This is a genomic window from Acidovorax sp. SUPP950, assembly GCF_030158935.1.
In the GTDB taxonomy this organism is placed as follows: Bacteria; Pseudomonadota; Gammaproteobacteria; order Burkholderiales; family Burkholderiaceae_C; genus Paracidovorax.
Genome location: NZ_BQXE01000007.1, coordinates 163,256 through 181,145, shown reverse-complemented (window position 1 = coordinate 181,145; position 17,890 = coordinate 163,256). Strand labels below are relative to the sequence as shown.

At 69.3% G+C, this 17,890-nt stretch carries 17 protein-coding genes; 13 read left to right on the top strand and 4 right to left on the bottom strand.

Annotated elements, in window-relative coordinates:
- Positions 1–352: 352 nt before the first annotated feature.
- Positions 353–1,825 carry an aminotransferase-like domain-containing protein gene (locus AVME950_RS21670; protein WP_272566885.1) on the bottom strand — a complete coding sequence of 491 codons (1,473 nt, stop codon included), beginning with the start codon at positions 1,823–1,825 and terminating at the stop codon, positions 353–355.
- Between the two features lie 126 nt (positions 1,826–1,951).
- Between AVME950_RS21670 and AVME950_RS21665 the strand changes: the two genes are divergently transcribed.
- The 12 genes from AVME950_RS21665 (at position 1,952) to AVME950_RS21610 (ending at position 13,372) form a co-directional block, all read left to right on the top strand.
- Positions 1,952–2,551, top strand: a complete 600-nt coding sequence (locus AVME950_RS21665) for a LysE family translocator (protein WP_284403005.1) — start codon at positions 1,952–1,954, stop codon at positions 2,549–2,551.
- A gap of 52 nt (positions 2,552–2,603) precedes the next feature.
- Positions 2,604–3,593, top strand: a complete 990-nt coding sequence (locus AVME950_RS21660) for a DMT family transporter (RefSeq protein WP_284431396.1) — start codon at positions 2,604–2,606, stop codon at positions 3,591–3,593.
- Positions 3,594–3,702: 109 nt separating this feature from the next.
- The gene (locus AVME950_RS21655; RefSeq protein ID WP_284431395.1) at positions 3,703–4,893 is read left to right on the top strand and encodes an aminotransferase-like domain-containing protein; all 1,191 of its coding nucleotides are present in this window, start codon (positions 3,703–3,705) and stop codon (positions 4,891–4,893) included.
- A gap of 3 nt (positions 4,894–4,896) precedes the next feature.
- Entirely contained in the window at positions 4,897–5,517 is a 621-nt protein-coding gene (locus AVME950_RS21650; RefSeq protein ID WP_284431394.1) for a glutathione S-transferase family protein, read from the top strand.
- Between the two features lie 14 nt (positions 5,518–5,531).
- Positions 5,532–6,398: a PhzF family phenazine biosynthesis protein gene (locus AVME950_RS21645; RefSeq protein WP_284431393.1), complete on the top strand. Its 867-nt coding sequence runs from the start codon at positions 5,532–5,534 to the stop codon at positions 6,396–6,398.
- 219 nt (positions 6,399–6,617) lie between these two features.
- Entirely contained in the window at positions 6,618–7,493 is an 876-nt protein-coding gene (locus tag AVME950_RS21640; protein WP_284431392.1) for a PhzF family phenazine biosynthesis protein, read from the top strand.
- Positions 7,490–8,194 carry a VOC family protein gene (locus AVME950_RS21635; RefSeq protein ID WP_284431391.1) on the top strand — a complete coding sequence of 235 codons (705 nt, stop codon included), beginning with the start codon at positions 7,490–7,492 and terminating at the stop codon, positions 8,192–8,194. Before AVME950_RS21640 ends, AVME950_RS21635 begins: the two co-directional genes overlap by 4 nt.
- Positions 8,194–8,838 (top strand): LysE family translocator, encoded by a 645-nt coding sequence (locus tag AVME950_RS21630; RefSeq protein ID WP_284431390.1) that lies wholly within the window; start codon positions 8,194–8,196, stop codon positions 8,836–8,838. The genes AVME950_RS21635 and AVME950_RS21630 overlap by 1 nt, the downstream gene beginning before the upstream one ends.
- Positions 8,839–8,912: 74 nt before the next feature.
- A complete protein-coding gene (locus AVME950_RS21625) occupies positions 8,913–9,869 on the top strand; it encodes a threonine dehydratase (protein ID WP_284431407.1) in 957 nt (318 codons plus the stop codon).
- 485 nt (positions 9,870–10,354) lie between these two features.
- Positions 10,355–11,449: an Ig-like domain-containing protein gene (locus tag AVME950_RS21620; RefSeq protein ID WP_284431389.1), complete on the top strand. Its 1,095-nt coding sequence runs from the start codon at positions 10,355–10,357 to the stop codon at positions 11,447–11,449.
- 3 nt (positions 11,450–11,452) lie between these two features.
- Positions 11,453–12,559 carry a hypothetical protein gene (locus AVME950_RS21615; protein ID WP_284431388.1) on the top strand — a complete coding sequence of 369 codons (1,107 nt, stop codon included), beginning with the start codon at positions 11,453–11,455 and terminating at the stop codon, positions 12,557–12,559.
- Positions 12,560–12,700: 141 nt separating this feature from the next.
- Positions 12,701–13,372 carry a histidine phosphatase family protein gene (locus tag AVME950_RS21610; protein ID WP_284431387.1) on the top strand — a complete coding sequence of 224 codons (672 nt, stop codon included), beginning with the start codon at positions 12,701–12,703 and terminating at the stop codon, positions 13,370–13,372.
- Positions 13,373–13,417: 45 nt separating this feature from the next.
- On the opposite strand, the gene AVME950_RS21605 is transcribed toward AVME950_RS21610, so the two are convergent.
- The gene (locus AVME950_RS21605; RefSeq protein WP_284431386.1) at positions 13,418–14,320 is read right to left on the bottom strand and encodes a LysR family transcriptional regulator; all 903 of its coding nucleotides are present in this window, start codon (positions 14,318–14,320) and stop codon (positions 13,418–13,420) included.
- A 162-nt stretch (positions 14,321–14,482) separates the two neighbouring features.
- On the opposite strand from AVME950_RS21605, the gene AVME950_RS21600 reads away from it, so the two are divergent.
- Positions 14,483–15,388: an aldo/keto reductase family oxidoreductase gene (locus tag AVME950_RS21600; protein ID WP_284431385.1), complete on the top strand. Its 906-nt coding sequence runs from the start codon at positions 14,483–14,485 to the stop codon at positions 15,386–15,388.
- A gap of 27 nt (positions 15,389–15,415) precedes the next feature.
- On the opposite strand, the gene AVME950_RS21595 is transcribed toward AVME950_RS21600, so the two are convergent.
- Both AVME950_RS21595 and AVME950_RS21590 read right to left on the bottom strand, forming a co-directional pair.
- On the bottom strand, positions 15,416–16,564 hold the full coding sequence (locus AVME950_RS21595) for an MFS transporter (protein ID WP_284431406.1): 1,149 nt from the start codon (positions 16,562–16,564) through the stop codon (positions 15,416–15,418).
- A gap of 89 nt (positions 16,565–16,653) precedes the next feature.
- Positions 16,654–17,808, bottom strand: coding sequence for an alpha/beta hydrolase (locus AVME950_RS21590; RefSeq protein ID WP_284431384.1), 1,155 nt, complete (start codon positions 17,806–17,808; stop codon positions 16,654–16,656).
- Positions 17,809–17,890 lie beyond the last annotated feature (82 nt).

Here is a 17,890-nt window from a genome sequence, read left to right as displayed (position 1 = left end):
ATTTGCTCTCGCTCAGCAGGTCCACGTCCAAGGAGAACAGCTCGGAGAGCGCTTCTTTGCCCTGCAGCTGGCGAAACTGCAACTGCTCGCCCAGGGGCGTCTGGATGGTGACTCGGCGTGTCATGGGTGCAGCGGCCGCGAAGGGCCGGTGGGTCGGATTGGAATGGGCCGAATGATAGTGCGCGGCTGAGCGCATCCCACCCCCCGGAAATCCCCCCGCCAGCGGGAAAATGCCTCTAGATGTAACCAATTGCGGCCGTTTCGGCCGCAACGCACACGAAATCACACAGACCGCCGCCCCATCTCCAGGCCCATGGGGCACCGCCCGGCGGCCACCGGGCCTCCCCCGCAGTCACCCCCGCACGCCCCCGGCCAGGGCCGCCGCCTGCTGCTGGAAAACGCGCCAGAACGCCGCGTCCTGCGTGGTGGTGAAGTTGATGCGCATGAGCGTGCACGGCTGGCGGCTGGCGTGGAACAGCGCGCCCGGCGCGAGCAGGTAGCCCTCGTCCAGCATGCGCTGGGCCAGCACGTCGGTGTCCACGCCCGTCTCGACCCAGCCGAACATGCCGGCCGGCTCGGCCGCGAAGGTGCAGCCGGCCTCCAGCGCCAGCTGCACGCTGCGCGCCCGGGCCTGGGCCAGCCGCTGGCGCATGCGGTCGCTGTGGCGGCGCAGCATGCCCTGCTCGATGCACAGGGCCATGGCCTTTTCCAGCAGCGAGGGCGTGGTCAGCGTGGACAGCAGCTTGGTGTCCAGCAGCGGCTCCACCAGATCGGGCGGCGCGGCCAGGTAGCCAATGCGCCAGTTGGGCGCGAGGATCTTGGCGAAGCCGCTCACGTAGATGGTGCGCGCCAGGCCGTCCAGCACCGTGAGGCGCGTGGCGTGTTCCGGCGCGATGTGGCTGTAGGTGTCGTCTTCGACGATGTGAAAGCCGTGCCGCCCAGCCAGCTGCAGCACCTGGTGCGCGCTGCCCGGCGTGAGGCAGTAGCCGGTGGGGTTGTGGAACACGCTCACGCTCACGAAGAGCTTGGGGGCGTGCACCTCGCAGTAGCGCTCCATCACCGCGAGGTCGGGGCCCTGGGCGCCGCGCGGCACCGGCAGGATGCGCATGCCCAGCGCGTCGAGCCGCGCGAACTCCACCGACCAGCCGGGTTCTTCCACCATCACGGTGTCGCCCGCCTTCAGCAGGGTGCGGCTCACGATGTCCAGCGCGTGCGTGGCGCCCATGGTGGTGATGACTTGGCTGGCCTGTGCGGGCACGCCGAAGCCCTGCAGGCGCCGGGCCAGCACCTCGCGCAGGGTGGGCTCGCCCATGGGGTCGCCGTATTGCAGCGAGCTGTCCTGCAGCGCCCGGCCACTGGCAACCTTGCGCACCGCCGCACCCATGAAGGTGTTTTCCAGCCAGTCGCGCGGGAACACACCGGCCCCCGGCTGCGGGTGGCTGGAGGCCTGGTGGAACATGCCCCGGATCAGCGCCGTGGCATTGACGCACGAGCCCGAGGGCAGCGGGGACAGCACGGGGGAAGACTTGCGGTCGTTTGCTATTTTTTCTATAGCACCATGCCCTAGTGGAATATGCCCTTCAGGCATTTTTTGTGCAATATCGCGCACATAGAAGCCCCGCTGGCTGCGGGCCTCCACCAGGCCCTGCGCGAGGAGCTGGTCGTAGGCGGCCACCACCGTGTACGCGCTCACGCCCTGCAGCCGCGCGCATTCGCGCACCGAAGGCAGCCGCGCACCGGCGGGCAGCAGCCGGGCGCGGATGCGTTCGGCGAAGCGCTCGGCCAGTTGCTCGGTCAGGGATCGGCGGGCGGTGCGGGTCAGCATGGCGGGGGGCTCCTTCACTGTGCTGATGCAAACACCAATACAGATCATGAAATTGTCGAAATAACTGTATTGCAACTGTAATGGAATCTCCTCCTACATTGGAAGCCACAAACCCTGCAACACCCCATGCCCTTCGTCGAATTCACCGCCCTGCTGGCGCTGGCCACCGCCATGAGCTTCAGCCCCGGGCCCAACACCACGCTGGCCACGGCGATCGCTGCCAACCGCGGCCTGCGCCACGCGATGCGCTTCGTCTGGGCGGTGCCCCTGGGCTGGAGCGCCCTGCTGCTGGTGTGCGCGGGCGGTGTCGGCGCGCTGGTGATGGCGGTGCCGGCGGTGCGCCTGGGCATCAAGGTGCTGGGCATCGGCTACCTGCTGTGGCTGGCCTTCAAGCTGAGCCGCAGCGCCCAACTGGGCCAGGCGCAGGCCGGGCGCATGGACGTGGGCTTCTGGCAGGGCGCGGCGATGCAGTTCGTCAACATCAAGGCCTGGCTGCTGGCGCTGACCATCGTGGCCGGCTGGATCGCCGGGCGCGACGATGCCCTGGCGCGGCTGGGCGTGGTGCTGCCGGTGATGGTGGTGTTCGCCTTCTCCAGCAACCTGGTGTATGCCGCCACGGGCGCGCTGCTGCGCCACTGGCTCGCCCAGGGCACGCGGCTGCTGTGGTTCAACCGCGCCATGGCGCTGGTGCTCGCGCTCACCGCCGCCTGGATGGTGAACGCATGACCGCCCGCCCCCGCCGCCGCTTGCGCCCCCTTTGTTTCACCGGACCCCGCCCATGACGCACCCCGCCACCTCGCCGAGCGCCCCCGGCGCCCCCACGGCCCCGGCCACCGGCTGGCAGTCGCCCGAAACCCGCGGCCTGCTGTGGGGCCTGCTGGGCGTCACCATCTTCGCCTTCACCCTGCCCATGACGCGGCTGGCCGTGGGCACGCCCGAGGCGCCGCAGATGTCCGGCGTCTTCATGGCCATGGGCCGGGCGGCGATCGCGGGGGTGCTGTCGGCGCTGCTGCTGTGGGCGCGCCGCGCGCCCTGGCCGCGGCCCGAGGACTGGCGGCCGCTGGCCTTCACCGCGCTGGGCGTGGTGTTCGGGTTTCCGCTGCTCACCTCGCTGGCCATGCGCCACGTGGGCGCGGTGCATGCCAGCGTGATCATCGGCATGCTGCCGCTGGCCACGGCCGGCGTGGGCGCGTTGCTGCACCGCCAGCGCCCGTCGCCGCGCTTTTGGCTGTGCGCGCTGCTGGGTACGGCGATGGTGGTCGCGTTCGCGGTGCTGCGCTCGGGCAGCGCAGGCCTGTCGCTGCACCCGGCCGACCTGCTGCTGTTCGCGGCCGTGCTGTGCGCCGCCGTGGGCTACGGCTACGGCGCGCGGCTGTCGCAGCGCATGCCTTCGGGCTCGGTGATCTGCTGGGCGCTGGTCATCTCGCTGCCCGCCACGCTGCCGCTGGGGGCCTGGTCGTGGCCCACGGCGCCCATGCCGGCATCGGCGTGGGGCGCGCTGGCCTATGTGTCGGTGTTCTCGATGTGGCTGGGGTTTTTCGCGTGGTACCGGGGCCTGGCGCTCGGCGGCACGGTGCGCGTGAGCCAGGTGCAGCTGGTGCAGCCTTTCCTGGGCATGCTGTTTTCGGTGCCGCTGCTGGGCGAATCGCTCGATGCGGTCAGCCTGGGCTTCGGCATCGCGGTGATGGCCACGGTGGTGGTCGGCCGACGCGCCCCGGTGCGACAAGGCCCCGCCAGGAACCCCCAACCCGCCGCGATGCGCGGTTAAGCTCTTTCCCCGGCGGGCCCACCCGCATGCCCGCCACCCGCCGCACAACGGCTTCCTCAACGACGACCCCGGCGCCCCGGAGAACAAGCGCCCCCTGGAGATGCACTCAATGACGAACTGGACCCTGGCCGCACGCGCCGCGAAGATGAACCCCTCGGTGATCCGCGAGATCCTGAAAGTGACCGAGAAGCCCGGCATCATCAGCCTGGCGGGCGGACTGCCCTCCCCCAAGACCTTCCCCATCGACGACTTCGCCAAGGCCTGCAGCGCCGTGCTGTCGCAGGACGGCCAGTCGGCCCTGCAATACGCCGCGAGCGAGGGCTACCAGCCGCTGCGCCAGGCGGTCGCCGACTTCCTGCCGTGGGACGTGAGCGTCGAGCAGGTGCTGATCACCACCGGCTCGCAGCAGGGCCTGGACCTCGTGGCCAAGGTGCTGATCGACGCCGGCAGCCGCATCCTGGTGGAAACGCCCACCTACCTCGGCGCGATCCAGGCCTTCGCGCCCATGGAGCCCGAAGTGGTGAGCGTGGCCAGCGACGACGAAGGCGTGCAGATCGATGACCTGGCCACCAAGGCCGGCAGCGGTGCCGACAAGGCGCGCTTCTTGTATGTGCTGCCCAATTTCCAGAACCCCACCGGCCGCACCATGAGCGAGGCGCGCCGCGCCGCGCTGGTGGCCAAGGCCGCCGAGCTGAACCTGCCGCTGATCGAGGACAACCCCTACGGCGACCTGTGGTTCGACCAGCCCCCGCCCGCGCCGCTGACCGCGCGCAACCCGGAAGGCTGCATCTACCTGGGCTCGTTCTCCAAGGTGCTCGCCCCCGGCCTGCGCCTGGGCTTCATCGTGGCGCCCAAGGCCGTGTTCCCCAAGCTGCTGCAGGCCAAGCAGGCGGCTGACCTGCACAGCCCGGGCTTCAACCAGCGCATGGTGCACGAGGTCATGAAGGACGGCTTCCTGGGCCGCCACGTGCCCACCATCCGCGCGCTGTACAAGCAGCAGCGCGACGCCATGCTGGAGGCGCTCACGCGCGAGATGGCCGGCCTGGACGTGCACTGGAACAAGCCCGACGGCGGCATGTTCCTGTGGGTGCGCCTGCCCGAAGGCATGAGCGCCATCGACCTGCTGCCCGAGGCCGTGGACCGCAACGTGGCCTTTGTGCCGGGCGCGGCCTTCTATGCCGACAACGCCGACCCGCGCACGCTGCGACTGTCGTTCGTGACGGCCAGCGCCGCGCAGATCAACACCGGCGTGGGCGCGCTGGCCGCGGCCATCCGGGCGCGCGTCGCCCAGAAGGCCTGAAGCATGCTGCGGCTCTGGGGACGGCTGTCGTCCATCAACGTGCGCAAGGTCGTGTGGACCGTGCAGGAGCTGGGCCTGGAGCTGCAGCGCACCGACGCGGGCGGGCAGTTCGGCATCGTGTGCGAGCCGCAGTTCCTGCGGCTCAACCCGAACGGCATGGTGCCGCTGATCGAGGACGACGGCTTCACGCTGTGGGAGTCGAACGCCATCGTGCGCTACCTGTGCGCCAAGCACGCCAGCGGCACCCTCTACCCCGAGGACCTGCGCACGCGCTTCGTGGCCGAGCAGTGGATGGACTGGCAGCAGACCACGCTCAACCCCGCGGGGCGCGACGCGTTCCTGCAGTGGGTGCGCACGCCCGAGGCGCAGCGCGACCCGGCCGCCATCGCGCGGTCGGTGGCGGCCACCGAGCCGCTCCTGGACCGGCTGGAGACGCACCTGGCGCAGCAGCCATGCCTGGCGGGCGAGCGCTTCACCATGGCCGACATCGTGGTGGGCTGCGAGATCCACCGCTGGTGGGGCCTGCCGCAGGAGCGCGTGGCGCGCACCCACCTCGACGCCTGGTACCAGGGCCTGCTGTCGCGCCCTGGCGCGCGCGGCGTGATCGACCAGCCGCTCGCCTGACACCATCGCCCGCCATGCGCCAGCGCCCCTTCAAGCAGATCGACGTGTTCAGCCACCGCCCCGGCGACGGCAACCCGCTGGCCGTGGTGCTGGACGCACAAGGCCTGGACGATGCCGACATGCGCCGCTTCGCCGCGTGGACCAACCTGTCGGAAACCAGCTTCCTGCTGCCGCCCACCGAGGCGGGCCGCACGGCGGGGGCCGACTACCGCGTGCGCATCTTCACGCCGCGTGGGACCGAACTGCCGTTCGCCGGGCACCCCACGCTCGGCACCTGCCACGCCTGGCTGGAGGCCGGCCACGTGCCGCGCGATGCCGGCCTGGTGGTGCAGGAGTCGGCCGGCGGGCTGGTGCGCATCCAGCGCAGCGGCGAACGGCTGGCGTTCGCGGCGCCGCCGCTGCACCGCAGCGATGCCAGCCCCGCGCTGGTGCCGCTGATCGCCGGGGCGCTGGGCATCCGGCCGCAGCAGATCGCGGCCGCCCAGTTGCTGGACAACGGCCCGCGCTGGCTGGGCCTGGTGCTCGACAGCGCCGAGACGGTGCACCGCCTGCGGCCCGATCACGCCCGGCTGAAGGACCTGGGCCAGGATGTCGGCGTGATCCACGTCGGCGCCGACGCCCACGATGCCACGCAACCCGGCGTGGTGGTGCGCGCCTTCGCCGCGCCCATGGGCAACCCCGAAGACCCGGTCACGGGCAGCCTGAACGCGAGCTTCGCGCAGTGGCTCATCGCCGAAGGCCGTGCGCCGCACAGCTACCTCGTGGCCCAGGGCGAGAGCCTGGGCCGGGCCGGCCGCGTGCACATCCGCCAGGACGCGCAGGGCCAGGTCTGGGTCGGCGGCCGCAGCCTCACCTGCATCGAGGGAACCGCCCGCCTATGAGCTGCGCCCCGCCCGCCACCGCGCCGCCGCGCCAGATCCCCACCGGCTGACGCGCCGCTCCCCTTTTTTTGTGGGTCGATGGGTCCCGGCGCCGGCCGCGCCGCGCCGCCGCATGGGCGCGCGGCCCGAAACGCCGGCCTGCCGACCCGCTTCCACCCCGTTTTCCATCGCCCCCGGCCCACCGGCCGGCCTTTCCTTCCCCGCAAAGAGGCCCACACCATGCGCCAACGCCCTTTCAAGCAAGTCGATGTGTTCACCCAGCAGCCCTACCTGGGCAACCCGCTGGCCGTGGTGCTCGACGGCTCGGACCTGTCCACCGAGCAGATGCAGCACTTCACCAACTGGACCAACCTGTCCGAGGCCACGTTCCTGCTGCCGCCCACCGAGGCCGGCCGGGCCGCCGGCGCCGACTACCGCGTTCGCATCTTCTGCCCCGGCCGCGAGCTGCCGTTCGCGGGGCACCCCACGCTGGGCAGCTGCCACGCCTGGCTGGAGGCCGGTGGCCAGCCGCGCACCGATGGCGAGGTGGTGCAGGAATGCGCGCTGGGCCTGATCACGCTGCGCCGCGACGGCGACCGGCTGGCCTTCGCCGCGCCGCCGCTGCTCAAGAGCGGGCCGCTGGCCGAAGAGGACGTGGCCCTGATCGCGCGCGGCCTGCGCATCGAGCGCAGCGACATCGTGGCGCACGCCTGGTGCGACAACGGCCCGAACTGGCGCGGCGTGATGCTCGCCAGTGCCGAGCAGGTCCTGGCCCTGCAGCCCGACAGCGCCGTCCTCGGCCAGCTGGACATCGGCGTGGTGGGGCCGCGCGGCAAGGTGGGCGTGGTCGGCGCGCATGCCGACGAGGGCATCGCCTTCGAGGTGCGGGCGTTCTTTCCGGGCAACAACGGCCTGGCCGAAGACCCGGTGACGGGCAGCCTGAACGCCGCCCTGGCGCAGTGGCTCATCGGCGCGCACCTGGCACCGCCCAGCTACGTCGCCAGCCAGGGCACCGCGATGGGTCGGGCCGGGCGCGTGCACGTGCACCAGGACGGCGAGCGCATCTGGGTCGGCGGCGGATCGGTCACCTGCGTGAACGGCGAGGTGCGGCTGTGAACCTGCCCGACGCCTGCATCGACCATCTCGTGGTGATGGCCGACCGCCTGGACAGCGGCGTGGACTGGTGCCGCCGCACGCTGGGCGTGGTGCCGGCCATGGGGGGCGAGCACCCGCTCATGGGCACGCACAACCGCCTGCTCAACCTCAGCGGCCCGGCGCACCCGCGCACCTATTTGGAAATCATCGCCATGAACCCCGCCGCCCCCGGGCCGGCGGCGGGCACGCGGCGCTGGTTCGACATGGACGACCCCGCGCTACAGGCCCGCGTGGCGCGCGACGGCCCGCAGCTCATCCACTGGGTGGCCTCGGTGCGCGACGTGGCCGCCGCCCATGCGGCGCTGGCCGCGCGCGGGCTGGACCGGGGCGGGGTCGCCACCGCCAGCCGCCCCACGCCGCTGGGGCTGCTGCAGTGGCAGATCACCCTGCGGCCGGACGGCCAGCGCCTGCTGGGCGGCTGCCTGCCCACGCTGATCCAGTGGGGCGAGCGCCATCCCTGCTACAGCCTGCCCGCGGCCAGCGGCGTGCAGCTGCAGTCGCTGCGGCTGGAGCACCCCGAGGCGCCGGCGCTGGCCAGCGCCTGCGCCGCCCTCGGCCTGGGCGCGCAGGTGGCCGTGTCGCCCGGGGCCGCGCCGCGCCTGCAGGCCGTGCTGGCCACGCCCCGCGGCCCCGTCACCCTCGCATCGAAGGAGCCCGTCTGATGTTCCTCTTCACCTTCCAGGAAATCCTGCTGTTCGCGTTCGCCGCGCTGGTGCTCGTGCTCACGCCCGGGCCCAACATGGTCTATTGCGTGTCCCGCAGCCTCACGCAGGGGCCGCGCGCGGGCCTGCTGTCGCTGCTGGGCGTGGTGGCCGGCTTCGGCACCCACCTGCTGGCGGCCTCGCTCGGGCTGTCGGCCCTGCTGGCCGCCGTGCCCATGGCGTTCGATGCGCTGCGCATCGCCGGCGCGGCGTACCTGCTGTGGATGGCGTGGCAGGCCGTCAAGCCCGGCGGCTCCGCGCCGTTCCAGGCCCGCGACCTGCCGCACGACGCGCCGCGCAAGCTGTTTCTCATGGGCTTCATGACCAGCGTGCTCAACCCCAAGGTCGCCATGTTCTACCTGTCGTTCTTCCCGCAGTTCCTGCACCCCGAACGCGGCCACCTGCTGCTGCAAAGCCTCGCGCTCGGGGCCGTGCAGATCACGACCAGCGCCACCGTGAACGCACTGCTGATCCTGTTCGCCGCCCAGGTGGCCCGGTTCCTGCACCGCAGCGAGGGCTGGGTGCGCGCCCAGCGCTACGTGATGGGCACCGTGCTCGGCCTGCTCGCGCTTCGCATCCTGTCCGAAAAGAAAGCCACCGCATGAACGCCCCCACCACCGCCATCGACGCCTTCGCTCCCGCATCGGCACCCGCCACGGACAGCGCGGGCCTGCACGCCATGGCCGCACTCCCCACGCTCGCCGACATCGAGGCCGCCGCCCAGGTGGTGTACGCGGACTTCGCCCCCACGCCCCAGTACCGCTGGGCGCTGCTGGGCGAGCGGCTGGGCACCGAATGCTGGCTCAAGCACGAGAACCACACGCCCGTGGGCGCTTTCAAGATCCGCGGCGGGCTCACGTACTTCGACCAGCTCGCCCGGCGCGGCGCGCTGCCGCGCGAGGTGGTCAGCGCCACGCGCGGCAACCACGGCCAGAGCATGGGCTGGGCCGCGCGCCGCCACGGCGTGGCCTGCACCATCGTCGTGCCGCGCGGCAACTCGGTGGAGAAGAACGCAGCCATGCGCGCCCTGGGCGTCACCCTGATCGAGCATGGCGACGACTTCCAGGAGGCGCGCGAACACGCCATCCAACTGGCGGCCGACCGCGGCGCGCACATGGTCCCCAGCTTCCATGCCGACCTGCTGCGCGGCGTGGCCACGTACTGGTGGGAATTCCTGCGCGCCGTGCCGCAGATGGCGATCGCCTACGTGCCCATCGGACAGGGGTCGGGGGCGTGCTCGGCCATCGCGGCCAAGCGCGCGCTGGGCCACGGCGTTCGCATCGTCGGCGTGGTCAGCGCCCATGCCACCACGTATGCCGACTCCATCGCCGCCGGCCACGTGGTCGAGGCCCCGGTCACCACGCAACTGGCGGACGGCATGGCCTGCCGCGTGGCCGACCCGGCCGCGCTCGCCATCCTGGCGCCGCACCTGGACCACGTGGTGAAGGTGACCGACGCCGAAGTGGCCGCCGCCATGCGCGCCCTGTTCACCGACACGCACAACGTCGCCGAAGGCGCGGGCGCCGCCGCATTCGCCGCCGCGATGCAGGAGCGCGGATCGCTCACCGGCCTGCCCGTGGGGCTGGCGCTCACGGGCGGCAACGTGGATGCGGCGATGTTTTCCGGCGTGCTGTGATCGGCCAGCGCCTCCCATCTCCACGGCCCCTTTCGCCAGCGCAGGGGGCGGCCCCTCCGCAGATGGATTCGCATTGAAAAGGGCCGTCAGCACAATGAAAATGCCGGCATGACGCTATTGAAAATATAGCGGCTGCTTTGGGGTCCGCGTCCGCACCATGCCCACGCAGCCCCGATGGCAAAACGGCCATGGACCGGGACATCCGATGCGGCAATCCCCCTGCGGCGCTGCGCTGGCCCGGTTCGCCGTGCAACAGAAAGCCGTGGATATCACCGCGCCTTCCCTGCGTGGGTTTTCGGGTCGAACGCCCATAGGACCACACCGCCCAAGCCCATTACCCATTTCAGCGCGTCGCGGCTTGCAAACCGATCCCACGAAAGCCTTTTCCAACGCGTGGAGCGGATAACAAAGCGGCAGAAACGGCGCAGGCATTCATGTTAACCTTCGGTGCGTTTTTAATAGTTACGCAACGAAATCCAATGCCGATGCATCGATCCCTGGCGCGAAAGGGCGCGCTTTCTCTTGCGCTGGTGGCCGTGACGGTGCCCGCGGTTTGGGCCCAGGTCACCGTTCAAGGCTGGACGGTTGGAAGAAGGGGCGCCGATGGGAGAAGCTGTTATCCCTCGGTCCAGGAAGCCTGCACCCTTGGCGGCAACGGCCAGCTGTCTCCCGCACCCTATACGGCAACCGGCTACACCTGCGAAGAGACAGACGACGGCTGGCGCCATTGGGAGGCGATCAACCGGTGCCATTACGAGCAATATCCCACGGTGGTTACCTTGTCAGGGCCGTTGGAAACACGCCCCGCCCACACGGGAGGCTCGGCCGAAATCACGCTGATCGCCAAGGTCACTCACAGCACCACCGCCAAGCCCGGGGTGGCGCTCGGCTTCTCGGTCGATGTCACTGCCCATTCCGGCGGGCATGAACACCACGACGTGGCCCGGCCCAAGGGCCTTTTGAGCGCAACCCAGGGCGTCACCGACGCGAATGGCGAAGTCAAAGTCACCTTCAAAGCCCCGGAAGTGGCAGGAATTCATACCCTGCAAGTCGCTTGCGCCATTTGCTCCAACAGTCCGGCGTCCAAAGAGATCAGGGTCAAGGTGGCAGACCTGCTGCCCATTTCTCCGAATCCGCCGCAAAACGCCGATGGCACTTTTGTCTATGCCCTGACCAGCGTGGACAGGACGCATCAGGGCAATGGGCGGTATCACCACAATCAGTATTACCTGACACAACAGTCATTGCAAAATCTGCTGAGTTTGATTGGGTCTTTTGCTGCTGAAGGCTGGGGTACGGTAGCCCTGAACGATGCCAGTTTGTTTTGGGGAGGGCGCTACGACATTACGTCGAATTGGAGAGCGCCACACGCGGCGCATCGTGATGGCCGTGAAATTGACATTTCGTTCACCCGCGCCAGAAATCCAGTGCCTGCCGACAAGCAGAATAATTTCTACAAAAAATTTTGCGAGACCCGTGCAGCCGAAGTTCCTTTCTCAATACTTCATCACTACGCCTCAGCACCGCACTTCCACGTATTTCTCGAAAAGCAGAAAGCCTGCTTCAAATCGGAGCACTGAACCATGAACGTTATCCAACTCATCCGATCTGCGCTGCTGGCCTCAACGCTGTGCACCGGTTTGGCCCTCGCTCAAGACAGCGCCACCTTCGATGCCTCAAAAAATGCGTGGAAGCTTTACTACCAGGATCCGGAAACTGCGCAGTGGGTAAGTAAAACCTATTTTCAGCAGAATGCGATCAAGCCAAGCATCCATTCGATCGTGCAAGCCAGCGGATCAGCATACGCATACCGTTATCGACTAGTTAACCGCCGTGATGCAAAACAGTCAATCGACCTCTTTCGAATATGGGGAATTCCTCTGGTATACGCCATACCGGATTTGCCACCGGTGACGGCAAGCGCGCGAACAGAAAATGACAAGTGGACCCAGCAGTACTGGGATCAATTGACTGCCAAGAGAAATTTCGAGACCAGCGTGATCAAAGCGCCCCAAGGTTGGAGTGGAAACTTGCGCGTTGACGAGCATGTGGGCCAGACCAGTTTCGTCTGGACACCCGGTTTGAAGGACACCGATCCGGACGGTATCTCTCCAGGAAAAACACAAGATGGCTTTCTCGTGACCCGGGCGGAGTTGCCCGGCGTGGCACGCGCCAAGCTGACGGGATCCACCCCGGAGCCTTGGGGACTGGATAACCTGCCGGATACGCCCTATTGGAGCCAGAAAATCGACGAAATCCAGGACCTGGACTATGTCCTGGTTCCCGTTCTGGCCCCCGTGATTGCCGTGCCGGCACCATACAGCGGCGCGGAACTGGCTCGCAGACTGAGGACCCACGTTCAATCCTGGCCGAAGTACGGGCACGCCAGTGCCGACGTGCTGGCCCGACTGAACCGTCAGTTCGACGTTCTGATTCCCGCGCTGGAAATGAACAACCGGCCCACCGCGCGCGCGGCCGTCGCGGCGATGCGCAAGGAATGCACCGATCACCATCGCGATCTGGTGGATGCCAAGGCCGGCGAAGACGATGACGCGCAAGCCTCGGTCGCGTTGCCGCGCACACCCGCACAACGCAGCGCCACGCCCGCTCCAGCGCTCGACCGCCTGGCGGCCAGGGCGCTGATGTTCGATCTGCGCTACCTCCTGGATCGGATGGATATGGTCCGTTGACGCCCCGCTGCGGATTCTGCGCAACACCCGCATCGGAATGACCGCCAGCACAATGAAAACGCCGGCACACAGCTATCAAAACAATAGCATTCGTCACCCGGGAGACAAAGGCGCGCCCAGGCCCCGCCCAGAATCGCCGGCATGGGAACCCTCTACCTCGTGCGCCACGGCCAGGCCTCGTTTGGCGCGGATGACTACGACCAGCTGAGCCCGCGCGGGCGCGAGCAGGCGGTGCGCCTGGGCGAGTACTGGCGGGCCCGCAACGTGCGCTTCGATGCGGTGATCACCGGCACGCTGCGCCGCCATGTGCAGACGCTGGAGGGCATCGCCGAGGGCCTGCAGATCACGCCGCAGCCACTGGCCCTGCCCGCCCTGAACGAGTACGACAGCGCGGCGCTCATCGCCGCCATCCATCCCCACCCGCTGCCCCCGCCCGACACGCCCGAGCGGTACCGGCACCACTTACGGCTGCTGTGCGATGCGCTGGCGCAGTGGATGGGCGGCACGATCAGCCCGGCGGGCATGCCCAGCTGGGTGGCGTTTTCCAGCGGCATCCGCGCGGCGCTGGAGCATGTGCGCCGCCATCACGTGGGACACCACGTGCTGCTGGTGTCCAGCGGCGGGCCGATCTCCACCGCCGTGGGCGAGGTGCTGAGCACGCCGCCCGAAGTGACGATCGCGCTCAACATGCGCATCCGCAACAGCGCGGTGACCGAGTTCAGCATCGCCCCCAAGCGGCTCATGATGCAGACGTTCAACACGCTGCCGCACCTGGACACCGAAGAACACGCGAGCTGGGTGACGCACGCCTGACCCGATGCGGGCGGCGCCCGCGCGCAGCGTGCGCTCGGCGCGCGTTCAGGGCGCGCCCTGAATGAAGTCCACGAAGGCCCGCAGCGGTGCCGGCACCAGCCGGCGGCCGGGGTAGTACAGGAAGGGGCCGGAAAAGCGCAGCCACCAGGGTTCGAGCACCGGCTCCAGCGCGCCGCTGTCCAAGTGGGGCCGCAGCCATTCCTCGAAGAGGTACACCACACCGGCGCCGGCGATCGCGGCATCCACCGCCAGGTCAGCCGCCCCGCCGAGCCGCACGATCAGCCGCCCGGTCACATCGACACGCACCACGGCTTCCTCCCCGCGCTGGAATTCCCACAGCGGCATGGCCCCGCTGGCAAAGCGCCCCCGCAGGCAGTGGTGCGCCAGCAGGTCGCGGGGGTGCTCGGGCCGGCCATGGCGATCCAGGTAGGCCGGGGCCGCCGCCGCGGCGAAGCGCTGCACGCGGGGCCCGATGGGCACGGCGATCATGTCCTGCTCCAGCCGCTCGTCGTAGCGGATGCCCGCATCGCAGCCGGCCGCCAGCAGGTCGACGAAGCCATCCTCCGAGATGATCTCCAGGGAAATGTCCGGATAGGCGGCGAGAAAGCGCGGCACGATGGACGGGAGCACGAGGCGCGAGGCGCTGACGGGCACGTTCAGCTTGAGCGTGCCGACGGGCCGGTCGCGAAAGCCGTTCACCACGTCGAGCGCCGACTGCACCTCGGCCAGCGCCGGGCTCAGCCGCTCCAGCAGGCGCTGGCCGGCTTCGGTCGGCACCACGCTGCGCGTCGTGCGGTGCAGCAGCCGCACACCCATCTGCGCCTCCAGCCGGCGCACCGCCTCGCTCAGGGCGGAGGCGCTCGCGCCGCTCAGGCGCGCGCCCTCGCGAAAGCCTCTGGCCCGCGCCACCGCCACGAAGGCGTTCAGATCACCGAGGTCCACATTCATTGTTTTGAATTCCGCACAGCTTGTGCCGATTATTTTGGCTTATCAAACAGTGGGCGCCTGCCTAGACTGGGCCGAAGGCTGAGAAAGCGCCCCGAACGACACGCCGCAGCGGGCCCTTCGGCTCTCCCCATTCCCCATCACGATCGCCACGAAAGCACCGCCATGACCACCGCCATCCTTCCCACCGCCATCCTTCCCACCGCCGCCCCCCTCCACTACCCCCTGGGCGACCGCAGCGTCCACCGGCTCGGCTACGGGGCCATGCAGCTCGCGGGGCCCGGCGTATTCGGCCCGCCCAAGGACCGGAGCGCAGCGGTGGCCGTGCTGCGCGATGCGGTGGAGCGTGGGGTGAACCACATCGACACCAGCGATTTCTACGGCCCGCACATCACCAACCAGATCGTTCGCGAAGCGCTCGCGCCCTACCCGGACGATCTGGCCATCGTCACCAAGATCGGTGCGGTGCGGGACGCCCAAGGCGGCTGGCTGCCCGCGTTCTCGGCCGAGGCGCTGCAACAGGCGGTTCACGACAACCTGCGCAACCTCGGCCTCGACGCGCTGGAGGTGGTGAACCTTCGCGCCATGTTCAGCGTGCACGGCCCTGCCGAAGGATCCATCGAAGCGCCGCTCACTGCGCTGGCCGAGCTGCAGCGCCAGGGCCTGGTGCGCCACATCGGCCTGAGCAACGTGACCCCCGCGCAGGTAGCGCAAGGCCGCGGCATCTGCCGCATCGCCTGCGTGCAGAACCACTACAACCTCGTGCACCGCGGCGACGACGCGCTGATCGACGCGCTGGCGCAGGAAGGCATTCCCTATGTGCCTTTCTTTCCGCTGGGGGGCTTCACGCCGCTGCAGTCGTCCGCATTGTCCGGCGTGGCCGAGCGCCTGGGCGCCACCACGATGCAGGTGGCGCTGGCCTGGCTGCTGCGCCGCTCGCCCAACATCTTGCTGATCCCCGGCACATCGTCGGTGGCGCACCTGCGTGAGAACCTGGCCGCAGCCACGCTGCCATTGCCGGCCGATGCGATGCAGGCGCTGGACCACATGGCCGACGCCTCCGGGCATTGATGGCAGGGCCGGCCGGTCGGCGCCGGGTCATGGGCCGGCTTGCGCGCCGGCCGCAGCCGAAGGGTCCGCCCGCGCGGTGAAGACCACCGACACGGCGGCGACCAGCAGCATGCCGGCCGCCGCAGCGAAGGTGCTTTGGTAGCCGCTGGCATCGAACAGCCAGCCACCGGCAGTGGAGCCGAGCGCGATGGCCAGTTGCACCACCGCCACCATCAGGCCGCCACCGGCTTCGGCATCCTGCGGCAGCGCCCGGGCCACCCAGGTCCACCAGCCGACAGGCGTCGCGGTGGCCACCAGGCCCCATGCGCCCAGCAAGGCCGCCACGGCGGTGCCTTGCGAACCCCAGGCGATCAGCGCCACCGCCACCAAGGCCATGGTCACCGGCGCGCCCGCCAGCGTGGGGTAGAGGCTTCTTTTCAGCAGCGCGCCGATGGCGGTGGTACCGACGGCGCCTGCCACGCCGATGCCCAGCAGCATGAGCGACAGCGTGGAAACGCCCACCCGCGTCACCGTTTCCAGAAACGGGCGAAGGTACGTGAACAGCATGAACTGCCCCATGAAGAACGCACCGACCGACAGCATGCCCCGCCGGACCGCCCGGCGCTGGAACAGCCGGAACACGTTGGCCGAACCCGCCGCACGCGGTCCGGCCGGCAGGGGCGGCAGGCTCACCCATTGCCAGGCGAAGGCCACGACCGCCACCGGCACCAGGCACAGGAAGGCACCGCGCCACCCGATGACCGCGCCCAGGTAGCTGCCCAGGGGCGCTGCGACCACCGTGGCCAGCGCGTTCCCGCCATTGAAGACCGCCAGGGCCTGCGGCACCTGCGGGCCCGGCACGAGCCGCATGGCCGTGGCCGCCGACAAGGACCAGAACCCACCCACGACCACCCCGATGAGCGCGCGCCCCGCCAGGTACGTGGCGTAGTTCGGCGCCAGGGCGATGACGGCGCCGGAGAGGCACATCAACCCGGTCAGCCCCAGCAGGAGCGTCCTGCGGTCCATGCGCCCGGCCACGCTGGCGATGGACAGGCTCGCCAGAACCGCGAACGCCCCCGACACCGCGATGCCCCGCCCCGCCAGCCCTTCGGTCACGCCCAGATCGGCGGCCATGGGCGTCAGCAGGCTGACGGGCATGAACTCCGACGCGATCAGCGCAAACACGCACAGCGCCATTGCGAAAATACCGCTCCAGCCAGCGGGGTGCGTTGGCGCAGTGGTGCCGCTGCTGGAGGCGTCGCACGGCTGCGCCGTCATGCGCGCCGTCATGCGGGACCCACGGCCGATGGCTGAAGGTGGGTGCGAAAGAAGGTGTTCAGCGTGTCCCAGGGGATGAGGTTCACCCGGTCGTACAGGTCCACATGGCCCGCGCCGGGCACGATGTGCAGGGTCTTCGGTTCAGCTGCGCGCTGGTAGGCGTCTTCGCTGAACTCCCTGGAATGCGCATGGTCGCCGGTGATGAACAGCAGCGGCCGAGGCGATATCGCCTCGATGTCGGCGAACGGGTAGAAGTTCATGAACTTCACGTTGCTCGTGAGCGTGGGTTTCGTGGTCCGTGCGGGCGACTGGCCAGGCGGCGTGTACTCACCGCGCGGCGTGCGGTAGAAGGCATAGAACTCGCGCTCGATGGCGGTGGAGTTCGGCGTCAGTGCCAGCACGGTACCGCCGGTGTAGCGGGTTTCGCCGCCCGTGAATTCCGCATCGCGCTGCTCCGCGGCTTCGGCAATGGTTGCCTTGCGCTGGTCGAGAGTCTGCGCCTTGCGCAACCCGTTGCGGTTGACCGCACCCATGTCGTACATGCTCACCGTGGCAATGGCTTTCATGCGCGGGTCGATCTTGGCGGCGCTGATCACGAAGCTGCCGCTGCCGCAAATCCCGATGGCGCCGATGCGATGGCGGTCCACCCCTGGCTGGGTGCCCAGGAAGTCCACCGCGGCGCTGAAGTCTTCGGCATAGATGTCCGGCGACACCGCGTTGCGCGGCTGGCCGGCGCTGCCGCCCCAGAACGACAGGTCCAGCGACAGGGCGATGAAGCCCTGCTCGGCCATCCTGGTGGCGTACAGGTTCGCGCTCTGCTCCTTCACCGCCCCCATGGGATGGCCCACGATGATCGCAGCCGCCTTCTGGCCGCGGTGCAGACCGCGCGGAAGGAACAGATTGCCCGCGACCTCCATGCGGTACTGGTTCTTGAAGCCCACCTTCTGCACGAGAACCCGGTCGCTGCGGTAGAAATTCTCGGCATCGGCCGGCACGAGGTCGCCTGCCTGCGCATCGGCCGCGAAAGCCGCGCTGGTGGCGGCGGACCACACGCCCAGCGCCGCCGCATGGGTGCCTGCGGTCTTGAGGAAATCGCGCCGGCCCGAGGCGGGGCCGCCAAGCAGGTCTTCGGTGTGCGAAAGGTGATCGGTGGGGTGGTTCATGGAGGGCTCCTGTGGCAATGAAAAAGGCGAGCAAAACCATGGCGCGCTCGATGGCGCCACTGGCGGGGTGTTGGCGGATGGC